Source organism: Reticulibacter mediterranei (genome assembly GCF_016587455.1).
Genome location: NZ_BNJK01000002.1, coordinates 778,501 through 792,692 on the forward strand (window position 1 = coordinate 778,501; position 14,192 = coordinate 792,692).

The window sequence follows — 14,192 nt, forward strand, 5'->3', positions numbered from 1 at the left end:
ATTGCGCAACTACTACTTTGTCCAACCTCATCCGCAAAGAAAGCGGCAGCCGGATATGGCAGGGGCGAAGGCTTGTCCTCGCCCGGCGGCCCGCACCGATGCGCCTGGGGAGCCGGGCGAGGACAAGCCTTCGCCCCTGCCATATCCGATCATACCCCCGCAGGATGTTCTGGTTGCATCAACGAAAGAGGTTTGACAAAGTGAAAACATCTCAATTGTAGCTGCGCTCACACGCGAAAACATCGGCCTTTTGCACGATGCGGAAGGCTTGACTCGTACTTTATAATAATTGGCGCGGTCGGTATCGATTTACACACATTTTCCCCTCGAACACCTCAACGTTCCATCCTTGACGTGACGCAATTCTTACTATACCATTATGAATGAATGTATATTCAAAACAATGAATGTTCGACCATTACAAAATTGTTCAGATTTCAAGGAAGCGAGGAACATTGTGAATCAAATGATTAGCAACCGATTGCAACAGGCGCTGATCGCCTTTTTCGTCTTTTGCGCTCTGTTTATTGTCGTGGCATATATCGTTGATCCTATCATCATTACGGACGGCCTCAAACTATCCCAGGCGACAGGGCGTTATCCCCTGGTGGCGAGTGCGTTTGTGCTGCTTCTACTGCTTCTGATCGGGCTGATGATCGTTGGCATTGTGCGACGGTGGCGCTGGCTCTTCTGGCTGCTGCTCATAGATTTCACCTGTTCGACTCTGCAAGTTCCCGCAGCAATCTTGCAGTTGAACGGCCTGCTACCTGAGACTGCACCCGCCTGGTATATCCTGTCTCGTGCAGGGGTTGGGCTGTTGCAGGTTGCGCTCGCTTGCTGGATGTGGTGGATCTATTGGCACTATGGCGTCTGGGCAATGGGTAGAAAGAAGTCAGTGCGCGCGTAAATCCGTTCACAAAATGTAGAACTTTGACTCCGATATATCGTATACTACAAGTGAGATGGTAAGATCGCCAGAGAGACATGCCAGCAAGTATATAATTGGTGAATCCATGAAATCTTCCAGGGTGAGGCCGAATATGGCAGGGGCGATGGCTTGCCCTCGTCCTGGGTGCTTGCATACGTCTTTTTTAGCATATATACAGGAGTATACGATGTGGTACGGAGACCCACGAGATGCACGCAGAGCTGCCCGTCACGCTGCCAGGGCCGCTCGTCATGCTCAAAGAGCAGCATATTATCAATATGGATATCGCTATAGAAGGCCAGGACGCTGGTTCATCGGCCCATTCGTTCTGGCCGCTATCTTTTTCTTTGCCCTCCCTTCGCTCGGGAAGGGGATTGCTATTGCATTGACCGCTATCGCCGTGTGCGGCCTGGTCTTCTGGGTCATTCGTGCGAATGCGCGCCGTTCCTATCAGAACTATCAGCAGCCACCCTATTATCAGCCGCAGCAGCCACCACAACAGCAACCATATAGCCATCCAGAAGCGGAGCCGCGCGGCTATGAGCAGGGGTACGCAGCTAGCCAGCCGCAGGAGAAGCAGCCCGAAGAGCAATATTATTACCCGCCACAGACGCCCTACGAGCAGCCCCAGGCGCAATATCCTGAGCAGATGCCTCCCATGCAGCAGTGAAGGCATTAATCGCTGATTGCTTGATAGGTGAGGGTCAGGAAATCCTCACCTATTTTGTTGCGCCATTCCGCTCCTCGCACTGCGTCCACAAGCTGAATCATCTGAATCGCGATCAGATCGTTTTGTGGGTCGGCATACCATGCGGTTCCGAGTGCTCCAGGCCAGGAAAAGGTGCCAACGGCTGGCCCCGGTCCAATCGGTCGGGTCTGTACCGCTACGCCATAGCCAAATCCCTGATTGATCCACATCTGTTGATCGAAGATGATATGCGCGTGTTGTTCCGGCGTGAGATAATCGGTCGTCATTGCCTCCACCATCTCACGCGAGAGGATGCGTACCCCATCGAGTTCGCCCTGGTTTAACAGCATGCGACTAAAGCTCAGATAGTCATCAACCGTCGAGATCAGCCCGCCGCCACCGGAGGGAAAGAGTGGTGCATCAGCCCAGGCGGTCGTCTGTGGATGATCCTTCACTACAAGCGCTCCCGCTGGTGTTGATCTGTAAGCGACCGCGAGCCGCTGGCGCTTTTCTGGTGGCACCGAGAAGCTGGTATCAACCATGCCGAGCGGCTCAAAAAGCCGCTGGCGCAGAAATGTCTCAAACGGCATATTGGCAACACGCGCGATCAGTACTCCCAGCACGTCGGAGGCCACGTGATAGAGCCAGCGCTCGCCCGGTGCATAGAGCAGTGGAAATGTGCCCAGACGATCCATCCATGCATCAGGATCGAGCTGTTCAGGAATGCCCAGCGTCAGAATATCGGCAAGCGGCGATGTAAACAGGCTGAAGATACGCGGCGCGAGCAGGGATTTTCCCCAGCCGATGCCCAGGCGATAGGTCAGCAGGTCATGTAATGTAATCGGGCGCGGAGAAGGATAACGCTCGTCAAGCGAGCCGTTCGGATCGCGCAGCACTACCCTGCCTGCCAATTCCGGTAGCCATGCATCGAGCGAATCGTGCAGGTGGATACGACCCTCTTCTACCAGCGTTAGAGCTGCAACGGCGGTGATCGGTTTGGTCATAGAGGCAATACGGAACAGGGTGTCGCGCCGCATCGGAAGCCGTGCCTCCCGATCCTGCCAGCCGATAGTATCGACATGCGCAAGTACTCCACGACGATGTAGCAGAGTTACAACTCCCGCAACCTCGCCGCGTTCGACGTATCCCTCTAGCGTGCTGCTCAGACGATCCAGACGCTCTCGTGAAAATCCATCAGACTGTATGTTGTTCGTGTTGCTCATAGAAAATCCCTGACATTACAAAATAATTTGGATTGAGAACAGTATATTCTAATTTATTTTGTAATGTCAAGGATCTGCTCGCGTTGATATATCCCGAATATGGCAGGGGCGACGGCCTGTCCTTGCCCGTTTTGCACATTTTGCGTATTGTGAACCAGGGCGAGGACAGGCCGTCGCCCCTGCCATATTCGGGGACACCTCGGAGGATTTTCTACGACGGGAAGGGGATTTTCGAATCGTCTTCTTTGTCCCATTGGGTATCGAGCAGGTTGACGCCCTCCTGCAAAGAGATCTCCATGAGCAGCAGCCAGGGCACGCCACGCAAATTGGCCTCGCGCAGATCGGCCCCCACGAAATGAGTGTGATTGAGCCTTGCGTGTATCATCAGCGTACGCACGAGCCGGGCCGAGTCGAAGTTGGTGTGGCTGAGATTGGCAAGGCTCAAATCGGCCTCGCGCAGATCAGCTCCCCGTAGATCGGTATTGCTCAGATCAGCATCACGCAGATCGGCTCCGCGCAGATTCGCATAGCTCAGGTTGGTAACGGAAAGGTTTCGACCCTTGAAATCGACTCCGCTGAGGTCAGCGTGGCTCAAATTGATGCCTGAAAGGTCTGCCTGTGACAAAAGCGCCTGCACGAGCCTTGCCGAACTCAGATTGGCGTGGCTGAGATCGGCCCCGCTGAGGTTGGCATGGCTGAAATTGGCATGACTGGAATAATGGCCGTGCAGATCGGCCCCGCGCAGGTCTGCCCCGCTGAGGTCGGCATGGCTCAGATAGGTCATCGTGAGGTTAACGCCCCTGAAATCGGCGCTGCTGAGATCGGCACTGGTAAAATTGGTCACAAACAGTTTGGCCTCTTTGAAATCAGCTCCCCCGCAATGGGTGCGCTGGACGCTGGCATTGCCGGGTTCGACCGAAACGGGATTGACCCATGAAGATGTTACCCTGATCGGTCGCGGCGCTCTCCAGCGGCCATTGCTGACATACGCCAGGCTGGTATCGTCGGGGCTGAAGTCGGCATGGTTGAGATTGGCGCGGTTGAAATTTGCGTTGGTCAGATTGGCCCCGCGAAAAGTAGTAAAGTTGAGATTGGCACCAGTGAGATTGGCGGAGATGAGCCTGGCATTGTTGAGACGAGCGGAAGCGAGGTTGGCATTGGTCAGGTTGGCCCCGTTCAGGCGCGCATCTCTCAGGTCAGCGTTATCGAGGCTAACCCCTGAAAGGTTGGCGTGACTGAGGGTGGTAAAGGTGAGGTTGGCCGACATCAGTTGCGCACCGCTGAGATTGGCGCTGCTGAGATCGGCAAAGCTGAGATCAGCTTGCGTCAGATCAGCTCCGCGCAGGTCTGCCCCGCTGAGATTGGCCGAATCGAGGTTGGCGAAACGGAGATCGGCATTTCTCAGATCGGCCCTGCTCAGATTGGCGTTATCGAGCTTGGCGTTGTAGAGTTCGGCCTCGCTGAGGTCCGCCCTGCTCAAGTTGGCATGGCTCAAGTCAACGTCATAGGGACGGTTGGGATCGGTGCGGCGGTTGTGTTCGCGCCTCCACTGATTCCATGCTTCAGCGCCACGCTTGAGCAGGAAAAAAATGTAATACATTCGCCATGACTTTGCTTTATCGCCTCTCTCTCGCTGTGTATAAACGTTTTCCTTGCCAGTTTAGCATAAAACAGGAGAGATGTGTTTAAATCGGTGGAGAAATAGGCGAAATGGTTATCGTTTCTTCACCGTCTGCGCCAATCACAGCCGATTGAGGGGGCTGAAGCGGCCTGCGATCGCGGAACTAAGTTGCAAGAGAACGATAATGGCGATACTGATATAGGTGTTGAAAATAGAAAGCAGAACGGCAATGGCGTAAAGGATTTGCGCAACGACGATGCGCCGTTCCAGCGCAGCTCGTACTGCACTGGTCGCCTCCTCTTTCACCAGTTGCGCTCCCCAGGCATAGCGGATGCTTCCCAGCAGCGCGAGGCCGGGCAGGAGCAGGTTGAGCCAGTAGATGATCAGGGCCACGCGATAGGTAATAAACTCGGCTAGAAGCGCCGTTGAAAATGGCATCAGCGTGATCGTCAGCAGAAACAGCAGATGGAGCCAGGTGAGCGTGCGGTCGCTGCGTGTGAAATGGCTGAGTTGCGTTTGCTGACCGACCCAGAACATGCCCAGTGTCAGAAAGCTCATGAAATAGGTTAACAGGTGCAGCAAAAGCGGGGTGAGCGCCGACAGCAGGGCACCTTCGGAGTTGATAACATTGCTGGCCCAGAGCGGTTGCTCGGTGAGGCGCTCGTGCAAAACAGGGATGGTCAGGTTGAGGACGAGCAGCGTCATGGCAACGGCAAAGATGCCATCGCTCAACGCCGCCACTCGTTCCAGACTTTGCCCGGCGAATCTGTTGTAGTGCATTCTCATCGGGGAAGCGTTCCTTCTTTAAATATGTTGTCACTCTACCGTCAGGCAGTATAGCACAACAACTAAGGATGAACCTTCTCCAGAAGCGCATCAAACGATGGTTGTGCCTCCATCCAGGGCCGAAGCGCGAACCCGGGCCAGAAAATCGTGGGGAAAGCCATAGTCGATGGCACTGACCTGATCCAGCTCGTGAAGCTGTTCGGCGGAAAGTGTGATAGTGAGCGCACCCAGATTTTCGCGCAACTGCTCAGAAGTACGAACTCCGAGCAGCGTACTGATCACCCCTGGTTGTTGCAACGTCCAGGCAATCGCCACCTGTGCGGGCGTAGCGTCAAGCTCGCGTGCAATCTTGTGTACGATATCGGCGATTGTCAGATGGCGCTCGGTAAAGCGGCCAAATTGCTGCATCCACGCTTTGCGTGTCCCCTTCTCCGTACCAGCGGCAAGATCGTTGCGCGAGTACTTCCCGCTGAAGAGGCCACCACCCAGCGGCGACCAGGGCAGCACGCCGATACCAAGCTCGCGAGCCATCGGCAGCAGGTCTCGTTCCCCGGTGCGCTGACCGAGACTATATTCGATCTGCAAAGCAATAAAGCTCGTCCAGCCGCGCAGTTCCGCCAGCATATTGGCCCTGCTGACCTCCCAGGCGGGTGTATCTGAGATGCCGAGATAGAGTACTTTGCCACTCCTGACGAGATCGTCCAGCGCTCGCATGATCTCTTCGACCGGCGTTCGACCGTCCCACATATGCAGGTAATAGAGATCGATATAGTCGGTTCCCAAGCGTTGTAAGCTGGCTTCGACGGACTGCACAATGTTTTTGCGATGGTTGCCACCAGCGTTAGGATCGCCGGGCCGCGTGTTGACAGCGAACTTGGTCGCCAGCACGATCTGGTCACGTCTGCCCGCTATATATCTGCCCAATAAGGTCTCGCTCAAGCCATTTGTGTAGCTCACAGCAGTATCGATAAAATTTCCTCCTTGCTCAAGATATGTCTCAAAAATCGCCTTGCTGGTTGCTTCATCGGCGCTCCAGCCGCTTCCGTTGCCAAAGGTCATCGTTCCCAGACAGAGCAGTGAGACTTTTAAGCCGCTGCGTCCCAGCACGCGATACTGATTCAATAATGTCATATTTTTACTCCTGTCATCTACTAAAGATGTCGAATGGTCGTATGGACGTTCGGCTTACCTATCTTGATCGGTTGGGCGAATAAGAATTTCGTTGACGTTGACATGTGCGGGTTGCGTCACGGCGTAGGCAATGGCGTTCGCGATATCTTCGCTTTGCAAAGACCTGATCGTGTGTATACGTTGTAGCGCGATCTCACGGGCGGCAGGATTGGTGATATGGGTTGCCAGATCGGTCTCCACCACGCCCGGCTCGATCACGGTGACGCGGATATGGTCGGGAACACATTCCTGTCGCAGCGCCTCCGAAAAAGCGACGACGCCCCACTTCGTCACGTTATAAACGCCACTGCCAGCGCGTGCAATGCGTCCGGCAACGGACGATATGTTAACGACATGACCGCCTCCCTGAGCTTTCATAAGTGGGAGTGCGGCATGTGTGGCATAGAGCAGCCCAAGCACATTGGTCTGGACCATGCGCCGCCAATCTTCGGTATTGGCACCCGCAATAGGACCAAGCAGCATCAGGCCAGCATTATTCACCAGAATGTCGAGTCTGCCCCAACGCTCATGCGTATTCGCCACCATCGCCTGCACCTGCACCTCGTCGGTCACATCGGCCATCAACGCAATCGCCTCGCCTCCTGACCGTGTGATGCGCTGAACCAATGCTTCGAGCCGATCCGCGCGACGTGCAGCCAGCGCAACTCGTATCCCCAGTGCTGACAGTGTCAGAGCGGTTGCCTCCCCAATTCCTGAAGAGGCACCGGTGATAAGCGCGACTTTTTGTTTATTGTTCTCCATAGATACCCTCTCTTTCCGCTATACTTTCTTTTTGATCTAAAAACGCTTTCTTATGGGCAATTTTTTGCTGCAAGGCCGCTTTGTGCCGCTCCAATTTTTGCATCTGTTGCTCTAAAAATTGCTGATGCTCTTCCAGGATGCGCAGACGTTCGGCAGCTGTCGCGGCCCCCTGGCGGCGCAACTGGGCGAAGTGGATCATGCGCGCAAGCGGCATACCAGTTTCGCGCAGATCGATCAGCAGCGCGATCCAGTTGAGATCGGCCTGACTATAGCGCCTGTGCCCGCTTGATGCACGTTGAACCGGCTCGATCAGCCCGATGCGTTCATAGTAACGCAGGGTATCGATACTTAGCCCCGTCTGTTGTGCCACCTGTTGAATCGAAAAATCTGTTTCCATGCAAAAAACTATACAACCTGGAGTATGCTCCAGGTCAAGGGGGAAACTGGCATATTTCTGCCCCTGTTTATGGGATCTTCAAAATTTTGGAGCATAAAAAGGACAATTGTTGACTGAAGCGTTGTATGATATTATTCTTCTCACATATTAATGTAAAAGGTGGAAGAATAGCATGTCAATTGCTGATCTCTTGCAGACTCGACGCTCGGAACATGAGGCGCTGCTTCAGCATGCTAAAGAGGTTTTGCAAGCAGACCGGCGCGTGGTCGCGGCGTGGCTTTTTGGATCGCGTGGTCGTCGCACTTCTGATGCGCTGAGCGATATCGATCTGTGGGTGGTCGTGGAAGATGAGCAAATTGAAATATTTTGCCAGGAACGGCAACAATACGTTACCCGATTAGGGCAACCGGTGCTGCTCCTGGAATCTCCTGGGAATGCTCCCGCGCGAGGAGCGTATTTGATGGCGCTGTATCCTGGTCAGGCGGGCGTGCAGCAGGTGGATTGGTACTGGCAACGGCAATCAGATGCGAGCCTGCCACAATACGCTGAACTGCTCTTTGATCGCGGTACAATTCCACAGGATAGCCGTCAGGAACAACTCGATCCACCGGGAACGCCCCCGCCATTGCAGCCATCGGAGCAAGCACAACGGGCAACCGGGTTGAGCTGCTACTTCTGGGTAATGAGCAATATTGCCGTCAAGAAGGCGTTGCGCCATGAAGCATGGGTCGCAATCAGTATGATCGAGATGCTCAAGGGACATGTGGACGAAATGAAGCGGCTCCTGGGTTTGAGTACGACGCGCAAAGGTGATGAAGCGTGGCGTACCAGCGTGCAGCCTCCTGTTGCCCCACGCGACCAGATCGCCATGCTGCGTGCAACAGCGCAGGAGATGGAGCAGTTGACACCCGCGATAGAGGCCATTGGTGGACACGTTCAGTCTGCTGCTCTTCCCTATGTATATGATTTCTTTGATCTCGCCGATGCGCTGCTCACGGAGCAAGAAAACCCGTTCCGATGATAAATGCCCCACGAAAATTGTTACGAGAATTTTTGCCTGATTTTGCAAAGTATAGAACAAACGTCTTGACTCTCAAGCCGCTTTAGGGTTTATACTTTGATCAGCGACTCAGGAATTGAGACAGAGGAGGCAAGGCAGGCAAAGATGATCAGGATTGGTGAATTCTCGAAGATGGTGCAGGTGTCTGTTCCTACCTTGCGCTATTACGATCAAGTGGGCTTGTTGAAACCGGTCGAGGTGGATCGCTCGACCGGATACCGTTACTACTCTGCCAGCCAACTGCCTAGATTACATCGCATCCTGGCACTCAGAGGCCTCGGATTCTCACTGGAACAGATTTCCGCAATGCTTGACGGGGTAACATCGGAGCAGATGCGTGGAATGCTGCTCTTGCGTCAAGCACAAATCAATCAGCAGATAGTTGAGGCGCAAAGCCAGCTTACCGAGGTTGAAATGCGTTTGCAACAAATAGAACGAGAGGAGCAAGTATCTGCCTATGATGTTATTTTGAAGCATGTCGAACCGCTGCTGATTGCCTCAGTGCGGACGATACTTCCCAATCACGGCGCAGTGGGGATGCTCTTTGGGGAAGTGTACGAGGCAATTGGTTCTTATGTGAGCAAAGCGCTTGGTCCCAATCCCGAGAACGGCGGGCAAACATTGGTGCTCTGGTATGATACTGAGTTCAAAGAGCACGATGTCGATGGGGCTGCTGCGTTTATGCTGCGCTGCTCTGTTCCAGAGAGCGGACAGATGCGCGTTCACGAGTTACACGCCGCGACGATGGCTGCCACTGTCCATCACGGCTCTTATGATACTATCAATCAAGCGCATGAGGCGATTCTCGCGTGGATCGAGACCAATGGGTATCGCATCGTCGGGCCGGATCGCGAATTGAATCTGTACCACACGCCGCCAATCCGTCGAGACAATCCATCATATGTCACCGAAGTTCAATACCCTGTTGAAAAGGCGGTCAATAGAAACTGATGGCTCTAGCAACTCGGCTGCAAGAGCCGTTCAGAGTCAGCGTTCACCATCGTTCATTTTCTAGAGTTAACATCACGTTTGTTCAACATGATGTCCATCAAATATGGAGCAGAAATACTTATGAAGATTACCGAACCAAAGCTAGAAGATCGCAAGGAACAGCCCTATGTGGGGATACGAACCCGGACACTCTGGACAGAGTTTAGTAGAGTGATACCACAGTTGCTTGGAGAAGTGTTTGCCTGGCTGCAACAATCGCAGGTGGCTCCAGATGGTCCGCCCTTCATGCGGTATTACGTCATCAATATGGAAGCAGAAATGGATGTTGAACTGGGGGTTCCTGTCGCGAGTGTCTTGTCAGGAAGCGATCGTGTCCGTCCGGGCGTTCTTCCGGCGGGCCAGTACGCGTCACTTGTTTATACAGGAGTCAAGAATGGAATAGAGGGGAACGGGGCGCTGCTAAACTGGGGAGCGGAAAAGGGTCTCGTATGGGATAGATGGGACGTAGAGAATGGCGAGGCGTTTGCAGCACGGGTGGAGTTCTACCTCACCGACCCTGCGGACGAGCCAGATCAGGAGAAATGGGAAACAGAGGTTGCAATACGGCTGGCGGATAAGCAATCTCTATAGTCGTATGATAGGGGCTTGTCCATTGTGTGGCAAGCCCCTATCATAGACAATCCCTTCTTCCCTATGTATATGATTTCTTTGACCTCGCCGATGCGCTGCTCACGGAGCAAGAAAACCGATCCTGACTCGATCTTTGCCGAGCAGGATTTCCCAACGTTCGATTTTTGCGATGCGCAACAGGCCCGGAGGCGTCCAGGGGTCATCGGCGAGCCGGGCCTCGATTTCCTGCTCGCTGGTTGCGACAATGATCAGTTGCACCTGCTTTCCATCACCAAGAGGGCCGCCGAGGATAATAAATCCTTCTTCCGCCAGTGCATCCATAAATGCTGCATGCTCATCCCATTGTGCCTGCTGGCGCATGGGGAGTCCGCTATCCCAGCCTTCCCCTCTCTCTCGAATCACGCTATAAAAGCTGGCGGATTGTTGAGGCATGGTTACATCCTTCCTGAGAACAATGCTATTTATTGTGTATTCCTGATTTGGACAGAACCCTTCGATTTATGAGTTTTTACGAACAAACCTCAGTAAAGTTTTCGTAGTGGAGAGATTTATCGCGTTGGAGCTACTTCTCAGGCTCCTCCACCCACGCGATTATGCAGGTTAACCAAATAATCTGGGAAGCTCCCTTCGGTTGTAGTCGCGCTCGTCCCGCTTCCCACCTCAGTTGAGGGCCACTTGCGCGATGAATCGCGCGACTACAACCGAAGGGAGCTTCCCGTTATAAATTGTTAAGACGCATAATCGCTCCACTACGAAATGCATTGCCGCTTTTGAGAGGAAATTTTCATTTACCATATTGACTATCGGTCAGCAAAGCTGTATAGTTATACTAACCGTCGGTTAGTATCAGGAAGAAAGTGAGAGAATCTGTGCCTTTAAAACTATATGAGAAAGCCCACATTCTGGAGGTCTGTCTGGGGGTGTTTGCCCGTCATGGTTACGCCAACACCTCGACCGCCATGTTGGCCGAAGCATCTGGCATATCCAAAGCCTTGATCTTTCATCATTTCGAGAGCAAGAAAGAGCTGTATCTGCGGGTGGTCGAGCAATGCCTTGCCACTGGGGGAGCGGAACTGGGTATTGACGCCCTGCCGCAAGCTCAGGACTTTTTTGAAGCCAGAATACAATTAAGTCTCAGAAAATTCCGCTATTATCAAAAACATCCCGACGTTTCTAAAGTGCTGCGAGAAGCCTTTTATGCGACCCCGCCAGAAGTGAAGGCCGATCTTGCAGCCACCTCTCGTGTCCTGATAGCGCGCCAAAGAATTGTCTGGGAGCAGTTATTTGAAAAAGTTCCTCTCAAAGAAGGTGTGGATCGTCGAGAGGCGCTTGAACTGGTTATGCTCACTATAGAGCATTTCGAGCAACAATATCTGTCAGAGTTTGTGGATGATGCTATTGTGGATGAAGCGTCTTTCCAACGCCTTTTTGAGAAGCGGAATCGGTTTCTAGCAATGATTCGTTCAGGCATTGCCTTATAGAGGAGAATGTTTATGGAAACGATGGTCAAAAGTTTTCGAGCGTTGACTCCTGATCTTCAGGCTCTGGCTGGTGGAAAGGGCGGCATGCTTGCCAGAATGTTTCAGGGTGGATATCCTGTCCCGGATGGGTTTGTCGTTTTCCCGGCAGCTTTTGAGGGAGAACACCTGCATCAACAAGCCTGGGACGAGATACAAGCGGCTTTGTCGGTCCTCAGAAAGCAGCAGCAAGGAGCACGATTCGCCGTCCGGTCCTCGGCGATGGGCGAAGATTCGACGACTGCCTCCTACGCCGGAGCTTTTGAAACGGTGCTGGATGTGCAAACGGATCAAGAGATAGAGAATGCCATCGCAACCGTTTTCAGATCGAGGCACTCAGAGAGGGTGCAGGCTTATCGTTCTGCTCAAGGGATGGAGTCTCCTCAACAGATAGCCGCCGTCGTGCAGGTAATGGTTCCCTCCGACCTTTCAGGAGTCTTGTTTACGGCTGATCCGATCACCGGCAGCTTCACCGCGATGATTGGCAATTTTGTGCAAGGATTGGGGGAGTCGTTGGTCTCAGGTGAGGCGAATGCTTCTGCTTTTCGGCTGATCAGACCTGAAGGGAAGTATGATGGTCCCGGCGTGTTCAAGCCCTACGCAAAACATCTCTACAAGCCAGCAAGCAGGCTAGAAAGAGAGATGGGTTGTCCACTGGATCTTGAATGGGCAGTGGCAAAAGGAACCCTCTACCTGCTGCAAGCCCGACCGATCACCACCCTCTCATCCGGTGATCTGGACAGCTATGCCATCAACGAAAGCAGCACTGAAGATGCCCTGTGGGTCAATACCAATGTGGGAGAGGCCATTCCCGACGTAGTTGCTCCATTGAGCTGGAGTATCGTCAGAGCGCTTGACAAAGAATCCAGTGTGATCCCCGGCTATTATTTATGGTCCGGCAATATCTGTGGCAGAATTTACTCCAACCTGAGCCAGAGACTCTCCGCTATCACAGCCTTATATGGTTGGTCCGCGCAGCGGAGCATGCACCTGCTCGGCGAGGTCTTTGGGCAGATTCCTCCCAACATCCATCTTCCGGTTCATCCGTTTTCACGGGGGCAACTGATCAAAGAGGTGTTTCCAAAAATACTGCATTTTATCAAAAACATGTTGACTATCTCGAAAAAGTTGCCCAAACTGCTTGCCGACACACCGGATTGGTGTAGAAGCATGAGGGAACGCCTCGCACACGTTACCACAACGGGAGAACTGCTCGCGATTTGGAAGGAAGAGCTTCAGCCTGCGACTGAGAGAGCCTGGTGGGGTCTTCTGGTGGGAGGTAGCAAAACGGTGCTGGCTTTGACCCTGGAGGAGAAGCTGACGAAGCTGGCAGGAAAGGAAGATGCTGGCACGCTGCTCTCCAACCTGAGAGGAGGCGAGACGCTGGCAAGCCTCGGGCCAGTGGTGGGCATCGCACAGGTGATGAAGGGGAAAATGAGCCGGGAAGAATACATAATGCAATATGGGCATCGAAGCCCTCACGAGTTCGAGCTATCAATACCCGATCCTTCAGAAGATGATGATTGGCTGGAAAAACAGATAGAAGAAACGAAACTGTCAAATATAAATGCGGAGGAACTTCTTTTGAAGCAGCAAACCTCCTATGAAGAAGCCGTCAAGCGCTTTGAGCAGCGCTATCCTCGGAAGAGCAAATGGCTTGCGAGCCGACTCGCCAGGGCTTCCGCAGGCGTTCGCCTGAGAGAGGCGGTCCGCTCAGAGTTTGTGCGGGTCTACCGGGTGATTCGTGTTTTCGCGCTGTGTGCTGGTGAATTGACGGGGATAGGGAATGATGTCTTTTTCCTCTACAGCGATGAGGTTGAAGCGCTGCTGGCAGGGAAAGCGGAAGCCGTTAAGCATATTCCCGCCAGAAAAGCGAACTATGCAGCCTATCAAGCCCTCCCGCCCTTTCCGTCCGTCATCAGCGGTCGGTTTGATCCGTTCACGTGGGCAAAGAACTCTCAGAGAAGGCTTGACTACTATGACGCAACGGTGCCGCAAGAGAAGCCAGCGGATTCAGAAACCTTGCAAGGCTATGCCGGGGCAGCAGGGAGAGTAGAAGGATATGTACGTCTTCTGGCGAGTCCCGAAGAAGGCGAAAGGCTGCAATCAGGTGAAATTCTGCTGGCAGCAACGACCAACGTTGGATGGACACCGCTGTTCCCAAAGGCTGCCGCCATTATCACCGACGTAGGAGCGCCTCTGTCCCATGCCGCCATAGTTGCGAGAGAGCTTGGGATTCCTGCGGTAGTAGGATGCGGCAATGCCACTACCAGACTGAAAACAGGCGACAGGGTGATCGTTGATGGAGGACAAGGGCGAGTCTTTCTCGCGAATCAAAAGCAGGAACCTCTTTCGTAGTTTCCCGATTTATCGGGAGGGGTGCGCACACAGCCTGGGGGAAAGTGGCCCCCTCCCGATAAATCGGGAAACTACGAAAACTTTCCCGAGTTTGTTTATAA

15 protein-coding genes are annotated in these 14,192 nt (G+C 53.4%); 8 read left to right on the top strand and 7 right to left on the bottom strand.

Annotation, left to right across the window (positions count from 1 at the left end):
* Window positions 1–55: 55 nt before the first annotated feature.
* From K3T83_RS41745 to K3T83_RS41755, 3 genes are all read left to right on the top strand, one after another.
* A complete protein-coding gene (locus tag K3T83_RS41745) occupies window positions 56–196 on the top strand; it encodes a hypothetical protein (protein ID WP_220209067.1) in 141 nt (46 codons plus the stop codon).
* Window positions 197–457: 261 nt separating this feature from the next.
* Window positions 458–907, top strand: a complete 450-nt coding sequence (locus K3T83_RS41750; protein WP_220209068.1) for a hypothetical protein — start codon at window positions 458–460, stop codon at window positions 905–907.
* A gap of 208 nt (window positions 908–1,115) precedes the next feature.
* Window positions 1,116–1,598 carry a hypothetical protein gene (locus K3T83_RS41755; RefSeq protein WP_220209069.1) on the top strand — a complete coding sequence of 161 codons (483 nt, stop codon included), beginning with the start codon at window positions 1,116–1,118 and terminating at the stop codon, window positions 1,596–1,598.
* 5 nt (window positions 1,599–1,603) lie between these two features.
* Here the strand turns inward: K3T83_RS41755 and K3T83_RS41760 are convergent, their stop codons facing one another.
* The 6 genes from K3T83_RS41760 to K3T83_RS41785 all read right to left on the bottom strand — a co-directional run bounded on the left by K3T83_RS41760 (window position 1,604) and on the right by K3T83_RS41785 (window position 7,575).
* Window positions 1,604–2,839, bottom strand: coding sequence for a serine hydrolase domain-containing protein (locus tag K3T83_RS41760; RefSeq protein WP_220209070.1), 1,236 nt, complete (start codon window positions 2,837–2,839; stop codon window positions 1,604–1,606).
* A 211-nt stretch (window positions 2,840–3,050) separates the two neighbouring features.
* Window positions 3,051–4,439 (bottom strand): pentapeptide repeat-containing protein, encoded by a 1,389-nt coding sequence (locus K3T83_RS41765; RefSeq protein WP_220209071.1) that lies wholly within the window; start codon window positions 4,437–4,439, stop codon window positions 3,051–3,053.
* A gap of 141 nt (window positions 4,440–4,580) precedes the next feature.
* The gene (locus K3T83_RS41770; protein ID WP_220209072.1) at window positions 4,581–5,246 is read right to left on the bottom strand and encodes a TMEM175 family protein; all 666 of its coding nucleotides are present in this window, start codon (window positions 5,244–5,246) and stop codon (window positions 4,581–4,583) included.
* 90 nt (window positions 5,247–5,336) lie between these two features.
* Window positions 5,337–6,377, bottom strand: a complete 1,041-nt coding sequence (locus K3T83_RS41775) for an aldo/keto reductase (protein WP_220209073.1) — start codon at window positions 6,375–6,377, stop codon at window positions 5,337–5,339.
* 54 nt (window positions 6,378–6,431) lie between these two features.
* Complete coding sequence (locus tag K3T83_RS41780; protein WP_220209074.1) at window positions 6,432–7,178, bottom strand: SDR family NAD(P)-dependent oxidoreductase; 747 nt, start codon at window positions 7,176–7,178, stop codon at window positions 6,432–6,434.
* Window positions 7,165–7,575: a MerR family transcriptional regulator gene (locus K3T83_RS41785; protein ID WP_220209075.1), complete on the bottom strand. Its 411-nt coding sequence runs from the start codon at window positions 7,573–7,575 to the stop codon at window positions 7,165–7,167. Before K3T83_RS41785 ends, K3T83_RS41780 begins: the two co-directional genes overlap by 14 nt.
* A 172-nt stretch (window positions 7,576–7,747) precedes the next feature.
* On the opposite strand from K3T83_RS41785, the gene K3T83_RS41790 reads away from it, so the two are divergent.
* The 3 genes from K3T83_RS41790 (at window position 7,748) to K3T83_RS41800 (ending at window position 10,216) form a co-directional block, all read left to right on the top strand.
* Window positions 7,748–8,596, top strand: coding sequence for a nucleotidyltransferase domain-containing protein (locus tag K3T83_RS41790; protein WP_220209076.1), 849 nt, complete (start codon window positions 7,748–7,750; stop codon window positions 8,594–8,596).
* Window positions 8,597–8,740: 144 nt separating this feature from the next.
* The gene (locus K3T83_RS41795) at window positions 8,741–9,586 is read left to right on the top strand and encodes a MerR family transcriptional regulator (protein ID WP_220209077.1); all 846 of its coding nucleotides are present in this window, start codon (window positions 8,741–8,743) and stop codon (window positions 9,584–9,586) included.
* Between the two features lie 120 nt (window positions 9,587–9,706).
* Window positions 9,707–10,216: a GyrI-like domain-containing protein gene (locus tag K3T83_RS41800; protein WP_220209078.1), complete on the top strand. Its 510-nt coding sequence runs from the start codon at window positions 9,707–9,709 to the stop codon at window positions 10,214–10,216.
* A 99-nt stretch (window positions 10,217–10,315) separates the two neighbouring features.
* Here the strand turns inward: K3T83_RS41800 and K3T83_RS41805 are convergent, their stop codons facing one another.
* Window positions 10,316–10,648 (bottom strand): YciI family protein, encoded by a 333-nt coding sequence (locus K3T83_RS41805; protein ID WP_220209079.1) that lies wholly within the window; start codon window positions 10,646–10,648, stop codon window positions 10,316–10,318.
* A 437-nt stretch (window positions 10,649–11,085) separates the two neighbouring features.
* On the opposite strand from K3T83_RS41805, the gene K3T83_RS41810 reads away from it, so the two are divergent.
* Together K3T83_RS41810 and K3T83_RS41815 are read left to right on the top strand one after the other, a co-directional pair.
* Entirely contained in the window at window positions 11,086–11,697 is a 612-nt protein-coding gene (locus K3T83_RS41810) for a TetR/AcrR family transcriptional regulator (protein WP_220209080.1), read from the top strand.
* Window positions 11,698–11,709: 12 nt separating this feature from the next.
* Window positions 11,710–14,091 carry a PEP/pyruvate-binding domain-containing protein gene (locus tag K3T83_RS41815; RefSeq protein WP_220209081.1) on the top strand — a complete coding sequence of 794 codons (2,382 nt, stop codon included), beginning with the start codon at window positions 11,710–11,712 and terminating at the stop codon, window positions 14,089–14,091.
* The last annotated feature ends 101 nt before the right edge of the window (window positions 14,092–14,192 follow it).